We start from the raw sequence: 22,827 nt of genomic DNA, 5'->3' as shown, positions 1-22,827 counted from the left end.
ATCATGGAGAGCGTGGTGCGCTTTCGCATGGAAGGGGTGCGCCTCGACCAGGCGGTGGCCGAGGCCTGTGGGGTGAGCCGCAGCCGGGCCCAGGAGTGGATCGCCCAGGGCCGGGTCCAGGTGGGGGAAAAGGTGGTGGAAAAGCCCTCCTATCGCCTTAAGGGAGAAGAGGTGCTGGTGGTTCCCCCTGAGGAAAAGCCCTTCGTGGCTCCCCAGGACCTGGCCATCCCGGTGCTCTATGAGGACGAGGACCTCCTGGTTCTCAACAAGCCTGCGGGGCTTCTTACCCATCCGGCTCCCGGAGTATACACGGGCACCGTGGTCAACGCTCTCTTGGGGCGGTACTTTCCTCTCCAGGAGGCCGAGCGGCCCGAAGAGGTGCGCCCCGGCATCGTCCACCGCTTGGACAAGGACACCAGCGGCGTTTTGGTGGTGGCCAAGCATGGGGGGGCCCTCGAGGCCCTGGCCCGGGCCTTCCGCGACAGGCTGGTGATGAAGCGCTACCTGGCCATCACCGAGGGGCACCCCAAGGAGGGCACCCTCATCGCCCCCGTCGGCCGCCACCCCGTGGAGCGGCACAAGATGCACGTGGGGGGCATCGCCCCCCGCTACGCGGAAACCGACTTCCAGGTCCTGGCCACCGCCGGGCCCTACGCCCTGGTGGAGGCCCGGCCCCACACGGGCCGCACCCACCAGATAAGGGTGCACCTCAAGCACCTCAAGGCCCCCATCCTGGGGGACGAACTTTACGGGCGGAAAAGCCCCCACATCGGGCGGCAGGCCCTCCACGCCTATGAGCTCCGCATCCCCCATCCCCGCACGGGGCGCATCCTGGAGTTTTTGGCCCCCGTGCCCCCCGATATGGCCCGGGCCTGGGAGGCCCTGGGGGGGCGGTGGCCGGAAGGTGTCCTCCGGGAGGTTCCCTCGTATACTGAGGCCCAATGAGTCCCAACCCTCTTCTCGCCCTGGACCAAGAGGAGCTCGGGGTACCCAGCGAAGGTTCTTCCCTTCCCCCCACGGCCCACCGCCTCCTGGTGGGGGATGCCCGGGAGGTCCTGAAGAGCCTTCCCACAGCTTCGGTGCACCTGGCCCTCACCTCGCCCCCTTACTGGACCTTGAAGCGGTACGAGGACGCGCCGGGGCAGCTCGGGCACGTGGAGGACTACGAGGCCTTTTTGGAGGAGCTGGATAGGGTCTGGCGGGAGGTCTTTCGGGTGCTGGTGCCGGGGGGGCGGCTCATCGTGGTGGTGGGGGATGTGGCCGTGGCCCGGAGGCGGTTCGGGCGCCACCTGGTCTTCCCCCTCCACGCCGACATCCAGGTTCGTTGCCGCAAAATCGGCTTTGACAACCTCAACCCTATCCTCTGGCACAAGCACACCAATGCGGCCCTCGAGGCCGACCGCCCTGGCTTCTTCCTGGGCAAGCCCTACGAGCCTGGAGCCATCATCAAGACCGAGGTGGAGTACATCTTGATGCAAAGGAAGCCCGGGGGCTACCGCAGGCCCACCCCTGAGCAGAGGGAGCGCAGCCGCATCCCTAAAGACCTCTTCGCCTGCTGGTTCCGCCAAATCTGGGACGACATCCCCGGGGAGAGCACCAAGGCCCATCCCGCGCCCTTCCCCTTGGAGCTGGCGGAGAGGCTGGTGCGCATGTTCAGCTTCGTGGGGGACACGGTGCTGGACCCCTTCGCGGGCACCGGCACCACCCTCATCGCTGCCGCCCGGCACGGGCGGAACTCCATCGGGGTGGAGCTGGTACCTCGGTACGCAGAGCTTGCCCGAAGGCGCTTCGGGCGGGAAGCGGAGGGCCACGTTCTTATGGTGGAGGGGGCTTAATGGGGCAAGAGGCATGGATTGCAGACCTGGAGAGGGCCCTGCAGGGGGTTTTGCGGGCTTCCTCTCAGGATAGCGGACGGCAGAACCCCGTGGCCGACTACCTCATAAGCCGCCTGCGCACCCGTCTTCCACCCCACCTCTGGCCCCACCTGCAGCGGGAAACCCCGGTCCCGGGTCTGGCCCGGGAGAAGTCCTGGGATCTGGGCCTGGTCTACCCCGGGGGGCCCGGGCTTCCCCCGAAGCCCCGGCTCCTCCTCTCCCTGAAGGCCATCCTGCGCAACCCCAGCGGCTCCTGGCCCAACCGCCTGGACGACCTGGTGGGCGAGGTTTCCTCGGTGCAGATGCTTTTCCCCGAGGTGGTGGTGGGGTACGTGGTGGTCCTGGACTATGGGGCGCCTACCAAGCGGAAGCGGGTGGAGCAGTACCCGGAAGGGGAGGAGCTTTCCCCCCTGTATGACCGCTTCAAAGCGGGCCTAAGGGCCCTCTCCCAAAGGCGGCCTCCCCTCTGGGCCCAAGGTCTGGTGGAGGGGCACTGGGTCATAGAGGTGGATTCCCGAAAAACCCCCCTCCTGCGCGATCCCGTGGGAACCCTTCAGGAGGGCGAGGCCTTCCTGGATGCCTTGGTGGAAGCCCTGCGCCAGAGGGAGCCCTTGCTCTTTCTAGGCCAGGGCCAGTAGCCCCTTCAGGGCCTTGGCAAGCCGCCTTACCCCTTCCACAATCCCTTCCGGCCCCATGGTGGCGTAGGAGAGCCTTAGGGTGTTCTCCCCCCCGCCGCCTGCGAAGAAGGGCCCGCCCGGCACGAAGGCCACATTCTCGGCGATGGCTTGCTGGAAAAGGGCCTCTGCGGAAAGCCCTTCGGGAAGCTCCATCCACACGAACATCCCCCCCTGGGGCCGGGTGTAGCGCACCTCCTTGGGCATCTCCCGGTCCAAGGCCGCCAGCATGGCCCCGGCCTTGGCCCGGTAGGTGGCCCGTATCTTCTCAAGGCGCTCGGGGAAGCCTTCCTGCACCAGGGCGTGCACCAACATCTGGTTCAGGATGGGGGTGTGCAGGTCCACCCCCTGCTTGGCCTGGGTGAGCTTGAGGATGGCCTCGGGGTGGGCCACGGCGAAGGCCACCCTCAGGCCGGGGGAGAGGATTTTGGAGAAGCTGCTGAGGTAGATGACCCCGGGATAGCCCGCCTCCCGGGCCAGCTCAAAGAGGCTTGGCAGGCGGCTTTCGCCGAAGTAAAGCTCCCGGTAGGCGTCGTCCTCCACCACCAAAAGGCCCCGCTCCATGACCATCTCCAAAAGCCGCTTCCGGGCCCTTAGGGGCATGAGGCCCCCCGAGGGGTTTTGGAAGGAGGGGATGAGGTAGAGGAAGCGGGGGCGCTCCCGCTTGAGGGTTGCTTCCAGGGCCTCGAGGTCCGGCCCCTCCTCCCCCGCGGGCACGGTGAGGAAGCGGGGCCCGTAGGCCCGGAAGGCCTGGATGGCCCCCATGTAGCTGGGGGCTTCCAGGAGGACGGGGCTTCCCTCGTCCAGGAAGACCTTCCCCAGGAGGTCCAGGGCCTGCTGGCTCCCCGTGGTGATGAGGACCTCTTCCGGCTTCACCCCGATCCACTCCGCCACCCAGGCCCTTAGGGGCCCGTAGCCCTCCGTGGGCCCGTACTGCAGGGCCACCTCGCCTTTCTCCTTAAGGATCTCCGCCGCCTTCCTGGCGGCCTCCTCCTTGGGGAAAAGCTCGGGGGCGGGAAGCCCCCCGGCGAAGCTGATGACCCCAGGGCGCTGGGTGAGCTTTAGGAGCTCGCGGATGGTGGAGGCCTGGATGCGGCCTGCGCCCTTCCCGAAAAGGGTATTCCAGTCCAAGGTTTTCACCTACCCATTTTATCCCTCGCCCCCTGGGGTTTCAGGGAAAAAGCTTCCGGTAGGCCTCGAGGGCGTACCGGTCCGTCATGCCGGCGATGTAGTCGCACACGGCCCGCTCCAATCCCTCCTCGGGGATCCGGGCTTGGACCTCCCTGGGCAGGATCTCAGGGTAGCGGGTGTAGGCGGAAAAAAGCCCCTCCAGCACCGCTTCCGCCTTGCGCCTCTCCCGGAGGACCTCAGGGTGGCGGTAAAGCCGCTCCAGGAGGAAGGCTTTGAGCTCCCGGTGGGCTTTTTCCGCCTCTGGGGTCAAGGCCGCCAGGCGCTCGGGGTGCTGGCGCACCCCTTCGGCGCTTTCCACCCCGGCGGCTTCCACCCGCTGGTGGGTGGCTTCGATGGCGGCGGTGATGAGGAAGCCCAGCACCTGGCGCACCAGGATGCGGCGGGAGAGCTCGCTGAAGCGGAGGAGGTCCAAACCCTCTTCCCGGGCCAGGTCCTGCAGAAAGGTCACTTCCGAAAGCTCCTTGGGCTGGAGGAGGCCGCTGCGGAGCCCGTCGTCCAGGTCGTGGGCGGCGTAGGCGATGGCGTCCGAGAGGTCCACCACCTGGGCCTCGAGGGTGCCCCTCCCCGGGTACTCCGGCTTGAAGCCGGGGGCGTAGGCGGCCTCGTGGGTGGCGATGCCCTCCCGCACCTCGTAGGTGAGGTTCAAGCCCTTGAAGCCGGGGTAGCGCTCCTCCAGCTGGGTAAGGATGCGCAGGGCCTGGGCGTTGTGCTCAAACCCCCCGTGGTCCCGCATGAGCTCGTTTAGAACCTTCTCCCCCGTGTGGCCAAAGGGGGGGTGGCCCAGGTCGTGGGAGAGGGCGATGGCCTCGGTGAGGTCCTCGTTGAGGCCCAGGGCGCGGGCGATGGAGCGGGCCACCTGGACCACCTCGAGGGTGTGGGTGAGGCGGGTGCGGTAGTAGTCCCCCGCCCAGTTGGGGAAGACCTGGGTCTTGTACTCCAGGCGGCGGAAGGCAGTGGTGTGCAGGATGCGGTCCCGGTCCTTCTGGTAGGGGGTGCGGTAGGCCGACTCGGGCTCGAGGTGCTCCCGCCCCCGGGTGTCCTTGGCCTTTTGGGCATAGGGGGCGAGCCTTTCCGCCTCCAGTTCCAAAAGCCGCTCCCGGGGGAAGAGCATCCTAAACCCGCCGGAAGAGGAGGACGGCGTTCTGCCCGCCGAAGGCGAAGGAGTTGGAGAGGGCGTACGCTACCTTGGCCTCCCTCGGCTCAGGCACGAAGTCCAGGTCCAGCTCGGGGTCGGGGTCTTCCAGGTTGATGGTGGGGGGGATGACCCCGTGGTAGATGGCCTGCACCGTGGCGATGGCCTCTACCGCCCCAGCGGCTCCCAGGAGGTGGCCGATCATGCTCTTGGTGCTGGAGACCATGAGCCTCTTGGCATGCTCCCCAAAGACCTTCTTGATGGCCAAGACCTCCGCCCGATCCCCCACGGGGGTGGAGGTGCCGTGGGCGTTGATGTAGCCCACCTCCTCGGGGTTCACCTGGGCGTCCCTTAGGGCCCGGCGCATGGCCAAAGCGGCCCCTTTCCCCTCGGGGTGAGGCTCGGTGATGTGGTGGGCGTCGGCGCTCCGGCCAAAGCCCACCACCTCGGCGTAGATCCTGGCTCCCCGCCTCCGCGCGTGCTCGTACTCCTCCAGCACCAAGACCCCGGCCCCTTCCCCCATCACGAACCCGTCCCGGGAGAGGGTGAAGGGGCGGCTGGCCTTGGTGGGCTCCTCGTTCCGGGTGGAAAGGGCCCGCATCACGGCGAAGGCCCCGATGGCCATGGGGGTGATGGCGGCCTCCGTGCCCCCGGCCAGGACGACGTCGGCTTCCCCTAGCTGGACCATGCGGAAGGCTTGGCCGATGGCGTCGGAACCCGTGGCGCAGGCGGTGACCGCGGTGGAGCTTGGCCCCATGAAGCCGTAGCGCATGGCGATGTGGGCCGAGGCCATGTTGGCGATCATCATGGGGATGAAGAAGGGGCTGATGCGGTTTGGGCCCCGCTCCAGGAAGACCTTGCTCTGGGCCTCCCAGGTCTCCATCCCCCCGATGCCGGTGCCCACCAGGGTGCCCACCCGCTCGGGGTCTAAGGCGCTCGGCTCCAGCCCCGCGTCCTTAAGGGCCAGCTCGGCGGCGATGAGGGCGTACTGGACGAAGCGGTCCAGGCGCCTGAGCTCCTTCTTGTCCAGGTAGTCCTCGGGGTTCACATCCACCTCGGCGGCGATACGCACGGGAAGGGCCGAGGCGTCAAAGCGGGTGATGGGGCGGACCCCGCTCTTGCCCTCCAGCTGGGCCCGGTGGTAGGCCTCCGCGCCCACGCCGATGGGGGTGAGGGGCCCGAGGCCGGTGACGACCACGCGTCGCATGGGGGTAGTATACCTTGCTCCCAAAGGAGAAAGCGGGGCACCTGGGTGCCCCGCTCACCCCGAGGGCTTTAGCCCAGCTTGCTCTGGATGTAGGCCACCGCGTCCTTGACGGTGCGGATCTTCTCCGCGTCCTCGTCGGAGATCTCCAGGCCGAACTCGTCCTCCAGGCCCATGATGAGCTCCACGGTGTCCAGGCTGTCAGCGCCCAGGTCCTCGATGAAGCGGGCCTCGAGGGTGATCTTCTCGGGCTCCACGGAGAGCTTGTCCGCGATAACCGCCTTGACCTTTTCAAAGATTTCCTGCTCCGTCATGGAAACCTCCCCCTGGGATTGTACCACGCACCTTCATCGGGGGCCTTAGTGCGGGGTAAGCCCCCCGTCCACGCACAGGGTCTGACCGGTGATGTAGCCCGCGGCCTCGGAGACCAAGAAGGCCACCGCTTCGGCCACGTCCTCGGGCCGGCCGAAGCGGCCTGCGGGGATGCTTTTCAGGTAGGCTTCCCGCACCTCCGGCGGGAGCTTCTCCGTCATCTCCGTCTCGATGAAGCCTGGGGCCACGGCGTTCACCGTGATCCCCCGGGCGGCGTACTCCTTGGCCACCGCCCGGGTGAAGCCGATGAGCCCCGCCTTGGAGGCCACGTAGTTGGCCTGGCCGGGGTTACCGAGGAGGCCCACCACGCTGGTGATGTTCACGATGCGCCCGAAGCGGGCCTTCATCATGAGCTTGATGGCCTCTCGGGTAGTGCGGAAGACGGCGGAGAGGTTGGCCTCCAATACCGCTTCCCAGTCCTCGTCCTTCATGCGCACAAGGAGGGTATCCCGGGTGATGCCGGCGTTATTGACCAGGGTGTCCAGCCCTCCCAGGATCTCTGCCGCCCCGTGGACCAGGGCGCTGGCCGCCTCCGCCTCCAGGAGGTTGGCCCCCAGAACCCCCACCAAGGGGCTTCCCAGCCTCCGGGTCTCCTCGGCCACCTCCTCCGCCTTCTCCCGGTTCTGCCCGTAGTGGATCACCAGGGCGTAGCCTTCCTTGGCCAGCCTGAGGGCAATGGCCCGGCCGATGCCCCGGCTGGCCCCCGTCACCAGTGCCTTACGCATCCTCCACCTCCAACGCCTTCCTTACCCCTTCCGGGTCCCCCACGGAAAGGGCTTGGGCCTCCTTCAAGGTGCGGGCCACGAGGCCTTTGAGCACCTCCCCGCTTCCGAACTCCAGGAAGCGCCTTAGGCCCCGCCTTTCCATGTCCAAGATAATTTCCACCCAGCGCACGGGGGCGGTGATCTGTTCCAGGAGAAGCTCACGGATACGGCCGGGGTCCTCCTCGGGCCTAGCGGTCACGTTGGCGTAGACGGGGAAGCGGGGCTTCCTCAGGGTTACCTGGGCCAGATCCTGGGCCAGGCGCTCCCGGGCCGGGGCCATGAGGGAGGAGTGGAAGGGGGCGGAAACGGGCAGGAAGACGATGCGGGCCCGCCTTGCCTTCAGCCTTTCTGCCGCCTGCTCCACCGCCTCCTTCCTGCCGGAGATCACCGTCTGCTCGGGGCTGTTGAGGTTGGCGATCTCCACCCCCTCTAACCCCTCCAAAGCTTCTTGGATAGCTTCCAGAGGGAGCTTGAGGACCGCGGCCATGGCCCCTTCCCCAGGGGGCACGGCCTCCTGCATGTACCGGCCCCGGAGGCGCACCAGCCTTAGGGCATCCTCCAGCTCCAGGGTGCCCGCGGCCACGTGGGCGGTCCATTCCCCCAGGGAGTGCCCGGCGGCCAGGGTGGGTTCCTTCCCCCCTTCCGCCAGGAAGGCCCGGTAGGCGGCGTAGCCCACCGCCAGGAGGGCGGGCTGCTGGTTTTCCGTGAGGGTAAGGGCCTCCTCGGGGCCTTCCCACATGAGCTTTTGCAGGCCCGGCAGGGCGGCCTCGGCCCGGTCCAGCACCTCTCGGGCGGCAGGAAAGGCCTCGTAAAGGGCCTGCCCCATGCCCACCTTTTGCGAGCCCTGGCCGGGGAAAAGCGCGGCGTACATCAGGCCCCTCCCCAGGTGAGGACGGCGGCGGCCCACGTGAGGCCGGCTCCGAAGGACACCAGAAGCACGTGGTCGCCTTCTTGAATGCGTCCCGCGTCCACCGCCTCCTTGAGGGCCAGGGGGATGGAGGCGGTGGAGGTGTTGCCGTAGCGGTCCACGTTCACCACCACCCGCTCCCAGGGCAGGCCCAGGCGTTCCCGGGCGGCGTCGATGATACGCAGGTTGGCCTGGTGGGGTACGAAGACCTTGATGTCCTCCGGGGTGAGGCCAGCTTTTTCTATGGCCTCGAGGGTGGCGGTGTTCATCACCCGCACGGCGAACTTGAAGACCTCTCGCCCGTTCATGTGGAGGCGGTTGCGCATGGAGGTCCCGTCGGGAAGTCTGGGGGCCACGCAGGCGTGGTAGAGCTCCTTGGCCCCGGTGCCGTCCGCTCCCAGGACAAAGGAGCGGAAGCCGAAGCCCTCCCGCACCCGCCCCACCACCGCCGCGCCCCCCGCGTCCCCGAAGAGGACCGCGGTGGCCCGGTCGTTCCAGTCTAGGATCTTGGAAAGCGCCTCCGCCCCCACCACCAGCACCTTGCGGGCCAGCCCCGCCGCCACCATGGCGTGGGCCTGGGCCAGGGCGTAAAGCCAGCCCGGGCAACCCGCCAACAGGTCGTAGGCAAAGCCCTGGATGCCGAAGCGGGCCTGGACCAAGGCGGCGGTGTCGGGGAAGAGGGCGTCCGGGGTGTTGGTGGCCACGATGACCCCGTCCACCCCCTCGAGGGCCCCCGGGTGGCGTTTAAGCAGGTCCTCCACCGCCTTAAAGGCCAGGTCCGAGGTGTACTCGTCCTCCGCGGCGATGCGCCTTTCCCTTATGCCCGTGCGGGTCACAATCCACTCGTCGGAGGTGTCCAGATAGGCCTCAAATTCCTCGTTCTTCATGACCCTCTCGGGGACGTAAGCCCCCAGGGCCAGGATGCCTGGTGCCTGACCTCCCGTCATGGGCACCACTATACCCACTGGCAGTGAAAAAGGTTGAGGCCCCAGGTTCCGGGGCCCCTTATGTTGACCTGGTCTAGACTTCTAGAACCTTGCGCCCGTCGTAGTAGCCGCACTCCGGGCAGACGGTGTGCGGGGGCTTCATCACCTTGCACTCGGGGCAGGGAACCAGGGTTGGGGGGGTCAGGGCGTGGTGGCTCCTACGGGCATCGCGCCGCGCCTTAGAGGTTTTCTTCTTGGGTACAGGGTGCTTGGCCATCTCCAGTCCTCCAGGGGGGCTTGGCCCCCGCTAAACCCCTGGTAGTATAGCAGACCCGCTAGAGTTCGGGAAGGAGGTCCTTAAGGCCGAGGAAGGGGTGGTGGACCTCCGGCTCGTGGCCGCAGTCCACCAGGTTGCGGTCCGCCCCGCACACCGGGCAGAGGCCCTTGCACCCTTCCTGGCAGAGGACGGTGTAGGGCATCTCCGTGACAAAGGCCTCGGTGAGGAAGGGAAGAAGGTCTAGGTCGGGTTCGCCAAAGGCGTAGTACTCCTCCTCCGCCTCCTCGTGGAAGACCACCTCACTTAGGCCCTGCTGGTAGCGGAGGAGGTGCTGGAAGTGGGCGTGGATGGGAGTGGGGGTGGGCTTGAGGCAGCGGCGGCACTCCATGAGGACCACGCCCTCCACCTCACCTGAAAGCCAGTACTCATCCCCCCCCACCGCGGAAACCGCCACCTTCCAGGTGGCTTCGCCTTCCAAGGGGAAGCGCTCCTCGCCTACCCGAAAGGCCTCCCGCACCACGCCTGCGGCGCGGGCCGTGCCTCCTTCCCGCAAGAGGCGGGCCAGATTGATGCTTGCCACCTCGCGGTGTTCCATCCTTCTAAGTATAGCGCTCCGACCTCCTTTCTCCTAGAGGGGAAGGCATAAAGTTCCCAAGCGGTGCATGGGGTTTTCTGCTAGCATGCCCCCCATGGAGCGGGTGGTCATCCTGGGTGTGCCCATGGACTTAGGCGCAGGCCGGCGTGGGGTGGACATGGGGCCTTCCGCCTTGCGCTACGCCCGCCTGGCCGAGGAGCTCGAGGCCCTGGGCTTGGCGGTGGAGGACCTGGGGGACGTGCGGGTACCGGTGGCGGAAACCCTCAAGCGAAAGGGCTTGCGCTTCGGAGGGCAGAACTACCTGGAGGAGATCCGCCAGGCGGCCCTCGAGCTCAAGGAGCGGCTCCGTTCCCTGCCGGAGGGGGTATTTCCCATCGTGCTGGGCGGGGACCATTCCCTGAGCATGGGTTCGGTGAGCGGGGTGGCCAAGGAGCCCTTGGGGGTGGTCTGGGTGGATGCCCATGCGGACTTCAACACCCCGGAAACTAGCCCTTCGGGAAACATTCACGGCATGCCCCTGGCGGTGCTCTGCGGGCTTGGGCACCCCCGTCTCACAGAGGCCTTCCAGGCGGTGGATCCCAAGAGGGTGGTCCTGATGGGGGTGCGGAGCCTGGACCCCGGGGAGAGGCGGCTTCTTCGGGAAATGGGGGTTACCGTCTACACCATGCACGAGGTGGACCGCTTGGGGGTAGCCCGCATCGCCGAGGAGGTTTTGGAAAGGCTCGCCGGCCTGCCCCTCCATGTTTCCCTGGACGCCGACGTCCTGGACCCTGCCCTGGCTCCTGGGGTGGGGACCCCGGTTCCCGGGGGCCTTTCCTACCGGGAGGCGCACCTCCTCATGGAGATCCTGGCCCAGTCGGGCCGGGTGCGGAGCCTGGACCTGGTGGAGGTGAACCCCATCCTGGACGAGAAGAACAGGACCGCGGAGATGATGGTGGGTCTGGCCCTGAGCCTCTTGGGCAAGCGGATTCTTTGAAGCCCCCACCCAAGGAGCCTATCCTGCAGTGCGTTCGCGGCCCTGCCTTGACTGGAAAAATCGCACCTCGGCACGGGCAAGGAACCCGGCCAGGCCTCCTTGGAGGAAGTGCGCAACTGGAGGCTCCGCTACTTGGGCCTTTCCCGCGCCTTCATCTACCACAAGGACGACCCCCGTTCGGGCCTGGTCCTGGAGCGGCAAGGCCTCTGCTGGCGGGTGGTGAGGCTGCAGATGCTCCTGGACTGAGGGGTCATCCCAGGCGCCGCCGCAGGGTGCTCCCCAGGAGATGGCCCTTCAGGTAAGGGGGCAGGAGCTGGCCGTAGGTAGGGGCTGCCTTGCGGTGGCTCAGGGGCTCCAAGGCGTTTCTTGCCCACTCGCTCACCAGCACGGGGAAGTCCCAACCGGTTTCCAGGAAGAAGGCTTCGGCTTCCTGCCAGGCCCCTTCCAGGCGGCGGAAGAAGGCGGAGAAGCCCTTGGGGGGCGGGGCTTCCGGCCAGAGGAAGCCGCTCACCACCCCTAGGAGCCAGGCTCCCCGGAGGTCCTTGGGTAGAGCCTGGGCCCCCCGGGCCACGTAGGCCAGGGGGTCTTTCCGCAGGAGCTCCTGGGGCAGGTGGGCCAGGGGGTCGTCCATGGTTTGGCTTCAGTTTAGGCCCCGGTGGGGCCGCAAAGCAAGGGGGGCCTCGAGGGCCCCCTTGCCGGCTTTCCTACAGGGCCTATTGCACCCTTGGCGAAAGCCGAGACGGCTTGCCTATACCCTTGTCGCGGCTTAACCCCCCTGGGCCAAGGCGGGGAGGACAATCCCCGGGAGGAAGCCCAGGAGGAGGAGGGCCAGGGCCGCCAAGAGGGCCACGCCCCGGGCCAGAGGCCGGGGGGCGGCCGCGGCCTCGCCCTTTTGGAACACGGCCAGGCCCAGGGACAGGTAGTAGTAGGCGCTCACCACGCTGGTGAGGAGGGCCAGGATGAGAAGCCCCCACTGGCCTGCCTTGGCGGCCTCGGTGAAGACCAGGTACTTGCCCCAGAAGCCCCCCAAGGGAGGAAGGCCCAGGAGGGAGAGGGCGGCCACAAAGAGGGCGAGGCCCAGGAGGGGGTCGCGGTGGAAGAGGCCCTTGAGGCGCTCTAAGGGCACGCGGTCTGGGGAAACCTCCGAAAGCACCGCAAAGGCCAGGCCCGTGGCCAGCACGTAGGTGAGGAGGTAGAAGCCCAGGGCCTCTAGGTTCCCGGTGTAAAGGGCGAGGGCCATGTACCCCGCGTGGGCGATGGAGCTATAGGCGAGAAGCCTTTTGGCCTCCTTTTGCGTGAGGGCCGCGAGGTTGCCGATCAGGACCGAGAGGGCGATGAGAAGGGAAAGGGCCTCAGGCGCTCCTGGGGCCACCACCCGCAACAGAGCGGCGAAGGCCGCGGCCTTGACCCCGGTGGCCATGAAGAGGACCACCGGGGTGGGGCTTCCCTGATACACGTCCGGGGTCCAGAAGTGGAAGGGGGCCAGGGCCACCTTGAAGCCCAGGCCCACCAGAAGGAGGCCTAGGGCCAAGGCGTAGAGGGGACCTTTCCCCGGGGTGCCGGCCAGGAGGCTTCCCGTGGCCCCGTAGTGGAGGGCGGTGCCGTAGAGGAAGAAGGCGGCGGCCAGGGCGCCCAGAAGGAAGTACTTGAGGGCGGCCTCCAGCCCCTCGCCCCGCCGCCAGGTGGCCAGGGCATAGAGGGGCAGGGAGAGGGCCTCGAGGGCCACCAGCATCAGGATGAGGTTTTGCGTGGAGGCCAAGAGGTGCATCCCCGTGGCGGCATACAGGACCAGGAGGTAAAACTCAAAGCGCCGCGTGCGCACCAGGCCCACCGTCCAAAGCGCCCCCACGAGGGTCAGGAGGGTGAAGGTCTGGGATATGCCGTCCACCCCGTAGGGCCCGAAGGCGAAGGGCTTGCCCCAGGTGAGGAGAAGGGTGAGGACGGCCAGGGCGAGGCCCAGGAGGGTGAGGCGCTTGAAGAGGGGCACGGGGACAAAGAAGCCCAGGAGGGTGAGGGCCACGGAGAAAAACCCCAGCACCAGAAGGGTCATGCGCCACCTCCGAGGATCCTGGCGAAGGCTTCCGCCAGGGGTTGCAAGCCCTTAATGAAGAAGCCTGGAAAGACGCCCATGAGGACCAAGGCGGCCACCGTCAGGGCGGCGAAGGGCCATTCCGCTCCCTTGAGGTCCTCCGCTTCCCTTTGGCCTTCCTCCCAGAAGACCTTCTGGAAGGCGGTGAGGGCGTAGGCGGCCCCGGCGATCACCGAGAGGAAGGCGATGGCGGTGAGCCAGGGGCTGGCCTTGTAGGCGCCGAGGAGGGTCATGAGCTCCCCGGGGAAGCCGGAAAGCCCGGGAAGCCCCACCATGGCCAGGAAGAGGAAGAGGGCCAGGGCGGCTAGGCCGGGGGCGCTGGCCGCCAGGCCCCGGTAGCGCCCGATCTCCAGGGTGTGGAGGCGCTCGTAAAGCCTTCCCGCCAGGAGGAAGAGGCCCCCGGTGTAGACGCCGCTTGCCGCCAGGAGGTAAAGCCCGCCCAAGGCCCCTTCCGGGGTTCCGGAGAAGACCCCCAAGGCCGCCACCCCCATGTGGGAAACCCCGGCGTAGGCCAAAAGGGTCTTGAAGTCCTTGGCGGAGAAGGCCACCCAGGCCCCGTAGAGGGCGCTTATGGCTGCCAGGAAGAGGAGAAGCCCTTGCAGCTCATAAAAGCCCTCCGGGGCCAGGGGGATGGCGAAGCGGAAGAAGGCGAAGACCCCCACCTTGTAGAGGGTACCCAGGGCGTCCGCCAGCCCCGAGGGGTGGTTCTCCTGGTGGAAGAGGGGAAGCCAGGCGTGCACCGGGAAGAGGGGGGTCTTGATGGCGAAGGCCAGGGCAAAGCCCAGGAAGACCCAGAAGGCTGCCTGTCCCTTCACCGGGTGGGCCAGGAGGTCTTCCAGGAGGAAGGTGGGGCTTCCCCCCAGGGCCTTCACCGCCAGGATGGCGGCCAGCATGGGCAAGGAGCCCGCCAAGGTGAAGAGGAGGAAGGTGTAGATGGCCCTAAGCCGCCTTTCCCCGCCGTAGAAGAGGAGCATGAGGAGGGCAGGGATCAGGGCCGCTTCGAAGAAGAGGTAGAAGACCAGGAGGTCCCGGGCAGCGAAAAGCCCCAGGAGGAGGCCGGACATGAGAAGGGCGAGCCCCAAGAACCGCCCCTCCACCTTGGCCACCAGGGCCCCCAGGAAGACGGTGAGGCCGATGGTCAGGAAGAAGAGGGCGGAAAGGCCATCCAAAGCGAAGGCCCAATAGACCCCGGCCCCGGGAAGGAGAGGGGCCTGGACCCCATGGGCCACCCCGCCCGGGTGGGTGAGAAAGAGGTAGAGGTTCATGAGAAAACTCAGGCCCGCTCCCAGGACTCCCAGGGCGCGGGGAAGGCCCAGGAGGAGGAGAAGGCCGAAGAGGATGGGTAGGAGGATCGCCAGGACTACCACCGCATCACCCCCAAGACGAGAAGCACGCCCAGCACGAAAAGCAGGGCGTATATCCTTAGATAGCCGGTCTGCAGGCGGCCGATGCCCTGTCCCAGGTTCCGCACCGTCCCGCCCAGGCCAAAGTAGCCGCGAAGGAGGCTGCTATCCCCGTAGAAGAGGGCTTCCGCTAAGGCCTTCAAGGGATTGACGATGAGGGCGTTGTACACCCGGTCGGCGTAGAAGCTTTCCCGGCTCCAGGCCTCAAAGGTGAGGTACCAGGCGGGGAAGGCCTTCCTCTGGAAGAAGGTGTAGCCCAGCCAGAGCCCCAGAAGGGCCACTACTCCTGAGAGGGCGATGAGGCCCCACTCCGCGCCCAAGGAAAGATGATGGGCCTCCACCTCGGCCAGGGCGGGCTTCAAGAAGACCTCAAGGACGTTAGGCAGGGGATGGGGCAGGGCCAGATACCCGGCCAGCAAGGAGCCCAGGGCCAGAAGGTGGTTGGGCCAGAGCATCACCGCTGGGGCCTCGTGGGGATGGTGGTGGCCTCGTTCCTCCCCCAGGAAGACCAGAACGAACCAGCGCATGGCGTACATGGCGGTGAGGACGGCCACCAGGAGGGCCCCCAGGTAGAAGCCCAGACCCCCAAAGGGGTAGGCGAGGGTGGCGGTGAGGATGGCGTCCTTGGACCAGAAGCCGGAGAGAATGGGGAGGCCGCCTAGGGCTAGCGCCCCGATGAGCCCGTGCCAGCGGGTGTAGGGAAGGTGCTTCCAAAGTCCCCCCATCTTGCGCACGTCCTGCTCCCCGCCCAGGGCGTGGATCACGCTGCCCGAGGCGAGGAAGAGGAGGGCCTTGAAGAAGGCGTGGGTGAGGACGTGGAAAAGCGCCACCCAGTAGGCCCCCACCCCCGCGGCCAGGAACATGTACCCCAGCTGGCTGATGGTGGAGTAGGCCACGATTTTCTTGATATCGTTCTGGCCGAAGGCGGAAAGTGCCCCGTAGGCCGCGGTGAGGAGGCCGATGACGGCGATGGCGTAGGAGACGTCGGGGAGGTTGGCGTAGAGGAAGGAGCTCCGGGCGATGAGGTAGACCCCGGCGGTCACCATGGTGGCCGCGTGGATGAGGGCGGAAACGGGAGTGGGGCCGGCCATGGCGTCGGGGAGCCAGACCATGAGGGGCACCTGGGCGCTTTTACCCACCGCTCCCAGGAAGAGGAGGAGGCCCGCCAGGGCCAGGAGGCTGGGGTTCTTCAGGGGGCCTTCCAGGGCGTCTTTGAGCTCGGTGATGGAAAGGGTGCCGTAAAGGGCCCAGAGGATGGCCATGCCCAGCAGGAAGCCCAGGTCGCCGATGCGGTTCACGATGAAGGCCTTGCGGGCGGAGTCGGCGTACTGAGCGTTTTTGTACCAGAAGCCGATGAGGAGGAAGCTGGCCAGGCCCACTCCTTCCCAGCCGATGAACATCACCGGGTAGCTGTCGGCCAGGACCAGGAGGAGCATCATGGCGATGAAGAGGTTGAAGTAGGCGAAGAAGCGGCTATTGCCCGGGTCCCCGTGCATGTAGCCGATGGCGTAGACGTGGATGAGGAAGCCTACGCCGGTGACGATCATGAGCATGAAGCCGGAAAGGTTGTCCAAGAGGAGGCTGAAGGGGATGCCGGGGAGCCACTCCGCCTGGAAGCGGGCCCCACCCTGGGCGAGGAGGCCCACCCCCAGGAGGAAGGAGGCCAAGACCAGGGCTGAGGCTATAGCCCCAGGCAGAGGCTCTTTTAACCTCTTACCGAAAAGCCCCAGGAGGGCAAAGCCCAAGAGGGGAAGGAGGATGGTCAGCAGCAGCATGCTCACCCCCTAAGCTCCGAAAGGTCGTCCACCGCGGTGCTCTCCCGGTGGCGGAAGATGGCCACGATGAGGCCCAGGCCCACCGCCACCTCGGCGGCGGCGATGGCGATGACCATGAGGGCGGCCACCTGGCCCTCGAGGCCATGGGCCCGGGCGAAGCCCACCAGGGAGAGGTTCGCCGCGTTCAGCATGAGCTCAATGGAGAGGAAGACCAATATGGCCGTCCTGCGGGTCAGGACCCCGTAAACCCCCAGGGCGAAGAGCAGGGCCGAGGTGAAGAGGTAGCTCACCGCACCACCTCCTTTTCCTCCTTGCGCTCCTCGGGGCGCAGGGCGTCCAGGGGACGGGTGGGCTGGACCAGGGCCACGGCCACCACCGTGGCCGCCATGAGGAGGAAGCCCACCGCCAGGAGGACGAAGAGCCAGTCCCCGTAGAGGAGGGGCCCCAGGGCCTGGGGCAGGCCCCCCTGCAGGTCTTTCGCGAAGGCCAGGTTCAGGCCCCAAAGCCCGGAGAAGAGGGCCAAGGCTATCCCCAGGGCCAGGAGGGCGGCCAGGGGCTTGGAACGCACCAGGGGGTCAAACCCCACCTCCCCCTGGGCGGCGTACAGGAGCATGATCACGAAGAGGAAGAGGACCACGATGGCCCCGGCGTACACGATCACCTGGATGAAACCCAGAAAGCGGGCGTCCAGGCCCACATAGACCCCGGCCAGCACCAGGAAGTTCAGGATGAGGGCCAAGGCGGCGTGGATGGCGTTCCTCAAGGTCACCACCAGTACCCCGGTGGCGAGGAGCAGGAGCAGGGCCAAAGCTTCCCAAGGGCTCACCGCTTCCCTCCTTCCGTGGGGGCCTTGAAGCCCTCCAGCTCAGGGCGCACGTAGGGCACCACGTAGCCAGGCTTCACGGGCTTGCCGGTCATCTTGGCCTCCCGGCGCTGGGGCTTGGTGCCCACCACGTCCACCAGCATGTCCTCCTTGCCGTAGATGAGGTCGGAGTACTGGTAGTCGGCCATCTCGAAGTCGTAGCCCAGCACGATGGCCCCGGTGGGGCAAGCCTCCTCGCAAAGCCCGCAGAAGATGCACCGGAGCATGTTGATCTCGTAGACCTTGGCGTAGCGCTCCCCCGCCGAGACCGGGTTCTCCGGGTCGTTTTCTGCGGGTTCCACGTAGATGGCGTAGGCGGGGCAGGCGGCGGCGCACAAGGAGCAGCCGATGCACTTCTCCAGGCCGTTGGGGTGGCGGGTGAGCACGTGGCGGCCGTGGAACCGGGGCTTGAGGGCCACGGGGGCATCGGGGTAGGGAACGGTCACCGGCTTGGAGAAGAGGTACTTAAGGGTAATGCCGAGGCTTTGGGCCAGGGCTTTAAGGGTCATGCGCCACCTCCTTTACGGACGGGTTTGGGGCTGTACATCACCGCCCCCAGAAGGACCAAGAGGGTGGCCAAGGAGAGGTAGAGGAGGTAGGAGCGGGGAAAGTCTAAGGCCACCACCAGGGCGGTCACCAGGAACCAGACCAGGGCCACCGGGAAGAGGAAGCCCCAGCCGAAGCGCAGGAGCTGGTCGTAGCGCAGGCGGAACCACGTGGCCCGGATCCAGATGAAGAAGAAGAGGAAGAAGGCGATCTTGAGGAACATCCAAAGATAGGGGACGTTCCAGAAGGGCATGGTCCAGCCGCCCAGGAAGAGGGTGGGGATGAGGGCGCTGGCGGTGATGAAGTGGATGTACTCCGTCATCTGGAAGAGGGCCCACTTGATGGAGCTGTATTCGGTGTGGTAGCCCCCCACCAGCTCCTGCTCGGCCTCAGGGAGGTCAAAGGGGGTGCGGGCAGCCTCGGCCAGGGCGGCGATCATGTAGACCAAGAAGGCAGGGAAAGCGTATAGGGCCAGCCAGCCGTGCTCCTGCTGCCAGTTGACGATGTCGTTGAGGTTCAGGCTTCCCACCAGGAGCACTGGGGAGAGGAGGGCGATGCCCAGGCCCAGCTCGTAGGAGATGAGGCTCGCCGAGGAGCGCAAGGAGCCCAGGAGGCTGTACTTGCTCCCCGAGGCCCAGCCTGCCAGGAAGATGCCGTAGATGGCCATCTCGCTCACGGCGAAGAGGTAGAGGAGGCCCAGGTCCAGGTTCAAGACCCAGGGCTGGAAGCCGAAGAAGCTCCCTGGGGGGCCAAAGGGGATGGCCCCGAAGGCCAGGAGGGCGAAGACCACGCCGATGAGGGGAGCTAGCACGAAGATCACCTTGTCGGCGCGCTCCACCACCAGGTCTTCCTTGAAGATGCTCTTGATGGCGTCGGCGATGGGCTGGAAGAGGCCAAGGGGCCCCACCCGGTTGGGGCCCAGGCGGACTTGGAAGCGGGCGAGAAGGCGGCGCTCGATCAGGGTCATGAAGGCGAAGGCCGTGAGGAGGCCCACCACCACCAAAAGGGCCTTCAAGGCCACCATCCAGTAGGGATCCGAGGGATAAGGGTTCATGCCTCACCTCCCGTGGGGACCAACACCCTGGCCTCCATCCTCCTGCCCGCAAAGGGACCGAGGGCGGAGAGGTAGAGGAAGCCCTTGGGCAGGTCCTCCCGGTGGACCACCTGGGCCAGGACCGGGCCCAGGGGGCCTTCCACCTCCACCCGGGCTCCCTCCAAAAGGGCCTCGGCCTTGGCGGTTTCCGGGTGGACCCAAAGCTCAGGGCGGACGGTCTGGGCCACCTTACCCGTAAGCTGCCAGGCCCTCCACATGGTGGGCCTCAGGTAGAGCCTTCCCTCTTGGGCCTTGGGCCGTAGGCGCTGGGTGCGGTGGGTAAGGAGGCCGTTAGGAGCGGGTACCTTTTTCTTGAGCTCCCGCTCCGCCTCGAGGCCAAGCCTAAAGGGCGGCCGCACCCCAAGGGCCTCGGCCAGCAGGGCCAGGGCCTGGATGGCACCCTCCGCCTCGCCGTTTTCAATGGGGGCGGGGTTGAGGGAAAGGACCCGCCCCTCCAGGTTCACCACCTGCCCCCGCTTCTCGTAGAAGGTGGGGGCGGGGAGGACCACATCCGCATACCGCTCCGCCAGGGGGTGGAGGTGGCTGAGGTGCATAACCAGGAAGCGTTTGCCCTTTAGGGCCCCTTCCGGGGGCACGAAGCCGTAGTAGGCGTAGGGGCTTCCGGGTTCGTCCCAAGCTGCCCCTTTCTCCCCGGGCCAGACCCCCAGGGCCTCGAGGCCCCGGGCATTGGCCGCCGGGGTCATGGCCAGGACCTTGGCCCCCTTGCGCTCGGCGAGAAGCCTGGCCCTTTCTGCGGCCACGGAATCTTGGAGGACACCGGCCCCCAGGATGAGGACAGGGTTTTGCGCCTTTTCCCAGGCCTCTTTGGCCATCTTCACCGCTTCGCTACCCTCCTTCTCCCCAAGCAGGGCGAGAAGGATCTCCCGCTCCTCCCCGGGGGCATGAACCTGGTGGATGGACGCCCACTTCATGAGGGGGGCGCGGTAGGGGGCGAAGAGGGCCATCTTGTCCCGGCGCCTGGGCATCCTCTCCTTGATGGAGAGGTCGGCGAAGGGGGTGCCGTGGGCGAAGCGCTGGGGGGGCTTTAGGTCGCGCACGAACTCGCTTAGGCGCAGGTGGAGGAGGGGGGCCTCCTCCGTGGGGTCCCCCAGGACCAGGGCGAAGTCCGCCCCCAGGAGGTCTTCAAAGGTGGCCGCGGGGTAGAGGCTTGCGGGGGCGGCGGTGCGGCCCTCGAAGTCCAGGTGGGGGGTGCCTAGGGCCTTGGCCAGCTCGCTGGCCATTAGGCCCTCCTCCAAGGTGGCGTCGTGGGCCAGGTAGATCCCCACCTCCTCCTTCCTGGCCCCCTTGAGGCCCTCCTGGATGGCGGCGAAGGCCTCCTCCCAGGTGGCCTCCTGGAGCCTCCCGCCCTTGCGCACCAGGGGGATCTTGAGGCGCTCCTGGTCCGCCCACTCGTGCCCGAAGCGGCCCGCGTCGCAGAGCCAGATCTCGTTGACCTCAGGTACCTCCCGGGCGCGGATGCGCAGGAGCTCCCCGCTCCTGGTGTCCGCGGTGATGCCGCACCCCACGGGGCAGAGGGCGCAGGTGGTGGGGGTTTCCTCCATCTCCCAGTTGCGGGCCCGGAAGCGGGCGGTGAGGTCCAGAAGGGCCCCCACGGGGCAGATGTCGGTGATGTTCCCCGAGAAGCCCGAGGGGAGGCCGAAGTCCATGGTGCCGATGAAGGTGTGCATCCCCCGCTCGATGAAGTCTAGGACCTCGTCCCCAGGGATCTCCTCAAAGTAGCGCACGCACCGCTTGCAGTGGATGCACCGCTCCCGGTCCAGCACCACGAAGGGGGAAAGGGGGTGGTGTTTGTCCACGTGGCGGCGGGTGAACTCAAAGCGGGTGTAGGTGGGAAGCTCGAGGGGAGCCTTCTGGTAATACTTCTCGTAGAGCCCGTACTCCACCGTGCGGTCCTGAAGCTCGCAGGCCCCCCCCTTGTCGCAGGTGGGGCAGTCCAGGGGGTGGTTTAAGAGGGTGAACTCCACCATCCCCGCCTGGGCTTCCCGCACCACCTCCGAGAGGGTGTCCACCACCATGCCGTCGGCCACGGCGGTGACGCAGCTGGCGGCCAGCTTGGGCTGCCAGGCGATCTCCGGTTCCCCCCTTTCATTCAACACAGGCTTCCCGTCCGGGCCCCGCTTGGGCAGGCCGATGCGCACCAGGCACATGCGGCAGGCCCCAATGGGGGAGAGGTGCTTTTCCGAGCAGAAGAGGGGCACGTCGTACCCCGCGTGGAAGACCGCGTCCATGACGCTGGTCCCCGGGGGCACTTCCACGATCCGGTCGTTCACCTTGACCCTGACCACCTTCACCTCCAGAGGCTCACCCTGGGCACGGGCTTTTTCTCCCGCACCAAGGCTAGGTACTGGTCCTTAAAGTGCTTCAAGGAGCCTTTCACCGGCCACACCGCCGCATCCGCCAGGGGGCAGAAGCTCCGCCCCTCGATGAGGGGGAGGAGGGCCTCGAGGTTCTCCACGTCCTTTTCCTCCCCTTGGCCGCTGCCGATTTTGGCGAAGAGGTTCACCATGAAGCCCGCCACCCCCTCCCGGCAGGGGGTGCACTTGCCGCAGGACTCGTGGGCGTAGAAGCGGGTCACGTTCCACATGGCGTCCACCATGCTCACCCGCTCGGGGATGAGGATGACCCCGCCCGTGCCCAGCATGGAGCCCTTGGCCTGCAGGTGCTCGTAGCTCATGGGGGTGTCCAGGACCTCATCGGTGAAGGGCAAAGGCGGGGTGGAGGACCCCCCAGGGATGAGGGCCTGGATGGGCTCCAGAGGACCTCCCGCCCAGTCGTAGATGAGTTCCCGGAAGGTGGTGCCCATGGGAAGTTCGTAGACCCCGGGCCGCCTCACGGGGCCGGAGATCTGGTAGAGCTTCATCCCCTTGGACTGCTCGGTGCCCATGCTGGCGAACCAGTCGGCCCCCCGCTCCAGGATGGGCACCACCGAGGCCAGGGTCTCCACGTTGTTGATGGTGGTGGGCTTGCCCCAAAGCCCCGACTGGGCGGGGAAGGGGGGTTTGAGGCGAGGATTGGCCCGAAGGCCTTCCAAGGAGTTCATGAGGGCGGTTTCCTCGCCGCAGATGTAGGCCCCGGCGCCCCGGTGCACGTGCACCTGGAAGGAGAAGCCCGAGCCGAAGAGGTTTTCCCCCAGGTAGCCCCCCTCGCGGGCCTCGCGGATGGCGGCCTCCAGGCGGTCCGCCGCCTTGCGGTACTCCCCGCGCACGTAGATGTACCCCACCGTGGCCCTTATGGCGTAGCCCGCCAGGATCATCCCCTCGAGGAGCAGGTGGGGAACGTCCTCCAGGATGTAGCGGTCCTTGAAGCTCCCCGGCTCCGACTCGTCGGCGTTGCAGATGAGGTAGTGCTGCTGCCCGTCCTTGGGCATGAAGCTCCACTTAACCCCGGTGGGGAAGCCCGCCCCGCCCCGGCCCCGGAGGCCCGAGCGCTTCACCTCCTCGATGACCTCTTCGGGGGTTTTCTCCTTCAGGACCCGCTTGGCGGTTTCGTAGCCGCCGTGCCGCAGGTAGTAGTCCAGGGTCCATGAGCCTTCCTTCCCCACGTGGGCGTAGAGGGTCCGCTCAAAACGGGGATCTTTTCCGGATACGATGGGCCCGGTCATACCTCCACCTCGTGCACGTGGTGCCCGCACTTGCCGGGAAGCTCGATCTCCTCGAGGCGCTTGCCCGCCTTGAGGCCCTCCAGGAGCGCCTCAAGCCTCGCCCGGGTCACGCACTCCACATAGGGTTCGTCGTTCACCTGGACCACAGGAGCGGTGTGGCAGCTTCCCAGGCACTCCACCTTCTGCACGCTGAAAAGGCCATCCGGGGTCACCTCCCCGGGGCCGATGCCCAAAGTCTCCGTGAGGTAATCCCAAAGCTCGTCCGCCCCCGCCAGCTTGCAGGAGAGGGTGGAGCAGACCTGGAGGTGGTACTTGCCCGTGGGCACGAACTGGTAGTAGGAGTAGAAGCTCGCCACCCCCATGACCTCCGTGGCCGTGGTACCCACCAGCTGGGCGATCTCTTCTATCCGCTCCGGCCGAATCCAGCCCTCCTCCTGCTGCACCCGCCTTAAGAGGGGCATGATGGCAGAGCGGCGCCCTTCCGGTGGGTACTTGGCAAAGGTTTCCTCTAGGAAGTCCTGCTTGTCGTCGAAGAACCCCATCTT

25 protein-coding genes are annotated in these 22,827 nt (G+C 67.0%); 5 read left to right on the top strand and 20 right to left on the bottom strand.

Translation table 11 applies throughout. The annotated features are described in order from the left end of the window. Positions 1-3 precede the first annotated feature (3 nt). The 3 genes from L1087_RS08625 to L1087_RS08615 are packed head-to-tail and all read left to right on the top strand — an operon-like array spanning position 4 to position 2,512. Positions 4-945 (top strand): RluA family pseudouridine synthase, encoded by a 942-nt coding sequence (locus L1087_RS08625; protein WP_234558515.1) that lies wholly within the window; start codon positions 4-6, stop codon positions 943-945. Beyond that, the gene (locus L1087_RS08620) at positions 942-1,835 is read left to right on the top strand and encodes a DNA-methyltransferase (protein WP_234558514.1); all 894 of its coding nucleotides are present in this window, start codon (positions 942-944) and stop codon (positions 1,833-1,835) included. Before L1087_RS08625 ends, L1087_RS08620 begins: the two co-directional genes overlap by 4 nt. Beyond that, positions 1,835-2,512, top strand: a complete 678-nt coding sequence (locus tag L1087_RS08615) for a hypothetical protein (protein WP_234558513.1) — start codon at positions 1,835-1,837, stop codon at positions 2,510-2,512. The genes L1087_RS08620 and L1087_RS08615 overlap by 1 nt, the downstream gene beginning before the upstream one ends. Here the strand turns inward: L1087_RS08615 and lysN are convergent. The 9 genes from lysN to L1087_RS08570 all read right to left on the bottom strand — a co-directional run bounded on the left by lysN (position 2,495) and on the right by L1087_RS08570 (position 9,916). Continuing rightward, positions 2,495-3,688 (bottom strand): 2-aminoadipate transaminase, encoded by a 1,194-nt coding sequence (lysN, locus tag L1087_RS08610; RefSeq protein ID WP_234558512.1) that lies wholly within the window; start codon positions 3,686-3,688, stop codon positions 2,495-2,497. The genes L1087_RS08615 and lysN overlap by 18 nt on opposite strands. A 31-nt stretch (positions 3,689-3,719) precedes the next feature. Beyond that, complete coding sequence (locus tag L1087_RS08605) at positions 3,720-4,850, bottom strand: deoxyguanosinetriphosphate triphosphohydrolase (RefSeq protein ID WP_038039986.1); 1,131 nt, start codon at positions 4,848-4,850, stop codon at positions 3,720-3,722. A gap of 1 nt (position 4,851) precedes the next feature. After that, a complete protein-coding gene (gene fabF / locus L1087_RS08600; RefSeq protein WP_234558510.1) occupies positions 4,852-6,078 on the bottom strand; it encodes a beta-ketoacyl-ACP synthase II in 1,227 nt (408 codons plus the stop codon). Between the two features lie 68 nt (positions 6,079-6,146). Next, positions 6,147-6,389, bottom strand: a complete 243-nt coding sequence (gene acpP, locus L1087_RS08595; protein ID WP_038047460.1) for an acyl carrier protein — start codon at positions 6,387-6,389, stop codon at positions 6,147-6,149. A gap of 45 nt (positions 6,390-6,434) precedes the next feature. After that, on the bottom strand, positions 6,435-7,172 hold the full coding sequence (gene fabG, locus L1087_RS08590) for a 3-oxoacyl-[acyl-carrier-protein] reductase (protein WP_234558508.1): 738 nt from the start codon (positions 7,170-7,172) through the stop codon (positions 6,435-6,437). Next, entirely contained in the window at positions 7,165-8,082 is a 918-nt protein-coding gene (gene fabD, locus L1087_RS08585; protein WP_234553467.1) for an ACP S-malonyltransferase, read from the bottom strand. Before fabD ends, fabG begins: the two co-directional genes overlap by 8 nt. Further along, positions 8,082-9,065, bottom strand: a complete 984-nt coding sequence (locus L1087_RS08580) for a beta-ketoacyl-ACP synthase III (RefSeq protein WP_234558505.1) — start codon at positions 9,063-9,065, stop codon at positions 8,082-8,084. The genes fabD and L1087_RS08580 overlap by 1 nt, the downstream gene beginning before the upstream one ends. A 73-nt stretch (positions 9,066-9,138) precedes the next feature. After that, entirely contained in the window at positions 9,139-9,321 is a 183-nt protein-coding gene (rpmF, locus tag L1087_RS08575) for a 50S ribosomal protein L32 (protein ID WP_084584749.1), read from the bottom strand. A gap of 58 nt (positions 9,322-9,379) precedes the next feature. Beyond that, entirely contained in the window at positions 9,380-9,916 is a 537-nt protein-coding gene (locus L1087_RS08570) for a DUF177 domain-containing protein (protein ID WP_038039973.1), read from the bottom strand. An 85-nt stretch (positions 9,917-10,001) separates the two neighbouring features. Here L1087_RS08570 and rocF point away from each other — a divergent pair, with 85 nt between their 5' ends. Then, positions 10,002-10,892 carry an arginase gene (rocF, locus tag L1087_RS08565; protein WP_234558504.1) on the top strand — a complete coding sequence of 297 codons (891 nt, stop codon included), beginning with the start codon at positions 10,002-10,004 and terminating at the stop codon, positions 10,890-10,892. Between the two features lie 108 nt (positions 10,893-11,000). Continuing rightward, positions 11,001-11,138, top strand: a complete 138-nt coding sequence (locus L1087_RS08560) for a hypothetical protein (RefSeq protein ID WP_234558503.1) — start codon at positions 11,001-11,003, stop codon at positions 11,136-11,138. Between the two features lie 4 nt (positions 11,139-11,142). Here L1087_RS08560 and L1087_RS08555 read toward each other — a convergent pair whose 3' ends face one another. The 11 genes from L1087_RS08555 to nuoE form a co-directional block, all read right to left on the bottom strand. Beyond that, entirely contained in the window at positions 11,143-11,523 is a 381-nt protein-coding gene (locus tag L1087_RS08555) for a hypothetical protein (protein ID WP_135260696.1), read from the bottom strand. Positions 11,524-11,658: 135 nt separating this feature from the next. Beyond that, positions 11,659-12,942: an NADH-quinone oxidoreductase subunit N gene (locus tag L1087_RS08550; RefSeq protein ID WP_234558501.1), complete on the bottom strand. Its 1,284-nt coding sequence runs from the start codon at positions 12,940-12,942 to the stop codon at positions 11,659-11,661. Next, positions 12,939-14,348 (bottom strand): complex I subunit 4 family protein, encoded by a 1,410-nt coding sequence (locus tag L1087_RS08545; RefSeq protein ID WP_135260698.1) that lies wholly within the window; start codon positions 14,346-14,348, stop codon positions 12,939-12,941. The genes L1087_RS08550 and L1087_RS08545 overlap by 4 nt, the downstream gene beginning before the upstream one ends. Then, entirely contained in the window at positions 14,342-16,159 is a 1,818-nt protein-coding gene (gene nuoL / locus L1087_RS08540) for an NADH-quinone oxidoreductase subunit L (RefSeq protein WP_234558499.1), read from the bottom strand. The genes L1087_RS08545 and nuoL overlap by 7 nt, the downstream gene beginning before the upstream one ends. A 2-nt stretch (positions 16,160-16,161) precedes the next feature. Then, positions 16,162-16,449 carry an NADH-quinone oxidoreductase subunit NuoK gene (gene nuoK / locus L1087_RS08535; RefSeq protein WP_038039961.1) on the bottom strand — a complete coding sequence of 96 codons (288 nt, stop codon included), beginning with the start codon at positions 16,447-16,449 and terminating at the stop codon, positions 16,162-16,164. Beyond that, entirely contained in the window at positions 16,446-16,985 is a 540-nt protein-coding gene (locus tag L1087_RS08530) for an NADH-quinone oxidoreductase subunit J family protein (protein ID WP_234558497.1), read from the bottom strand. Before L1087_RS08530 ends, nuoK begins: the two co-directional genes overlap by 4 nt. Further along, positions 16,982-17,530 (bottom strand): NADH-quinone oxidoreductase subunit NuoI, encoded by a 549-nt coding sequence (gene nuoI / locus L1087_RS08525; RefSeq protein WP_234558495.1) that lies wholly within the window; start codon positions 17,528-17,530, stop codon positions 16,982-16,984. The genes L1087_RS08530 and nuoI overlap by 4 nt, the downstream gene beginning before the upstream one ends. Continuing rightward, on the bottom strand, positions 17,527-18,621 hold the full coding sequence (gene nuoH / locus L1087_RS08520; protein ID WP_234558493.1) for an NADH-quinone oxidoreductase subunit NuoH: 1,095 nt from the start codon (positions 18,619-18,621) through the stop codon (positions 17,527-17,529). The genes nuoI and nuoH overlap by 4 nt, the downstream gene beginning before the upstream one ends. Then, positions 18,618-20,966, bottom strand: coding sequence for an NADH-quinone oxidoreductase subunit NuoG (nuoG, locus tag L1087_RS08515; RefSeq protein ID WP_234558491.1), 2,349 nt, complete (start codon positions 20,964-20,966; stop codon positions 18,618-18,620). The genes nuoH and nuoG overlap by 4 nt, the downstream gene beginning before the upstream one ends. Before the next feature lie 2 nt (positions 20,967-20,968). Continuing rightward, complete coding sequence (gene nuoF / locus L1087_RS08510; protein WP_234558490.1) at positions 20,969-22,282, bottom strand: NADH-quinone oxidoreductase subunit NuoF; 1,314 nt, start codon at positions 22,280-22,282, stop codon at positions 20,969-20,971. Beyond that, positions 22,279-22,824 (bottom strand): NADH-quinone oxidoreductase subunit NuoE, encoded by a 546-nt coding sequence (gene nuoE / locus L1087_RS08505; RefSeq protein WP_234558489.1) that lies wholly within the window; start codon positions 22,822-22,824, stop codon positions 22,279-22,281. The genes nuoF and nuoE overlap by 4 nt, the downstream gene beginning before the upstream one ends. Between the last annotated feature and the right edge of the window lie 3 nt (positions 22,825-22,827).

It is taken from the genome of Thermus tengchongensis, assembly GCF_021462405.1.
Classification (GTDB): Bacteria; Deinococcota; Deinococci; order Deinococcales; family Thermaceae; genus Thermus; species Thermus tengchongensis.
Note: the sequence above shows the minus strand (reverse complement) of the source record. Positions and strands in the feature narration are given on the sequence as shown.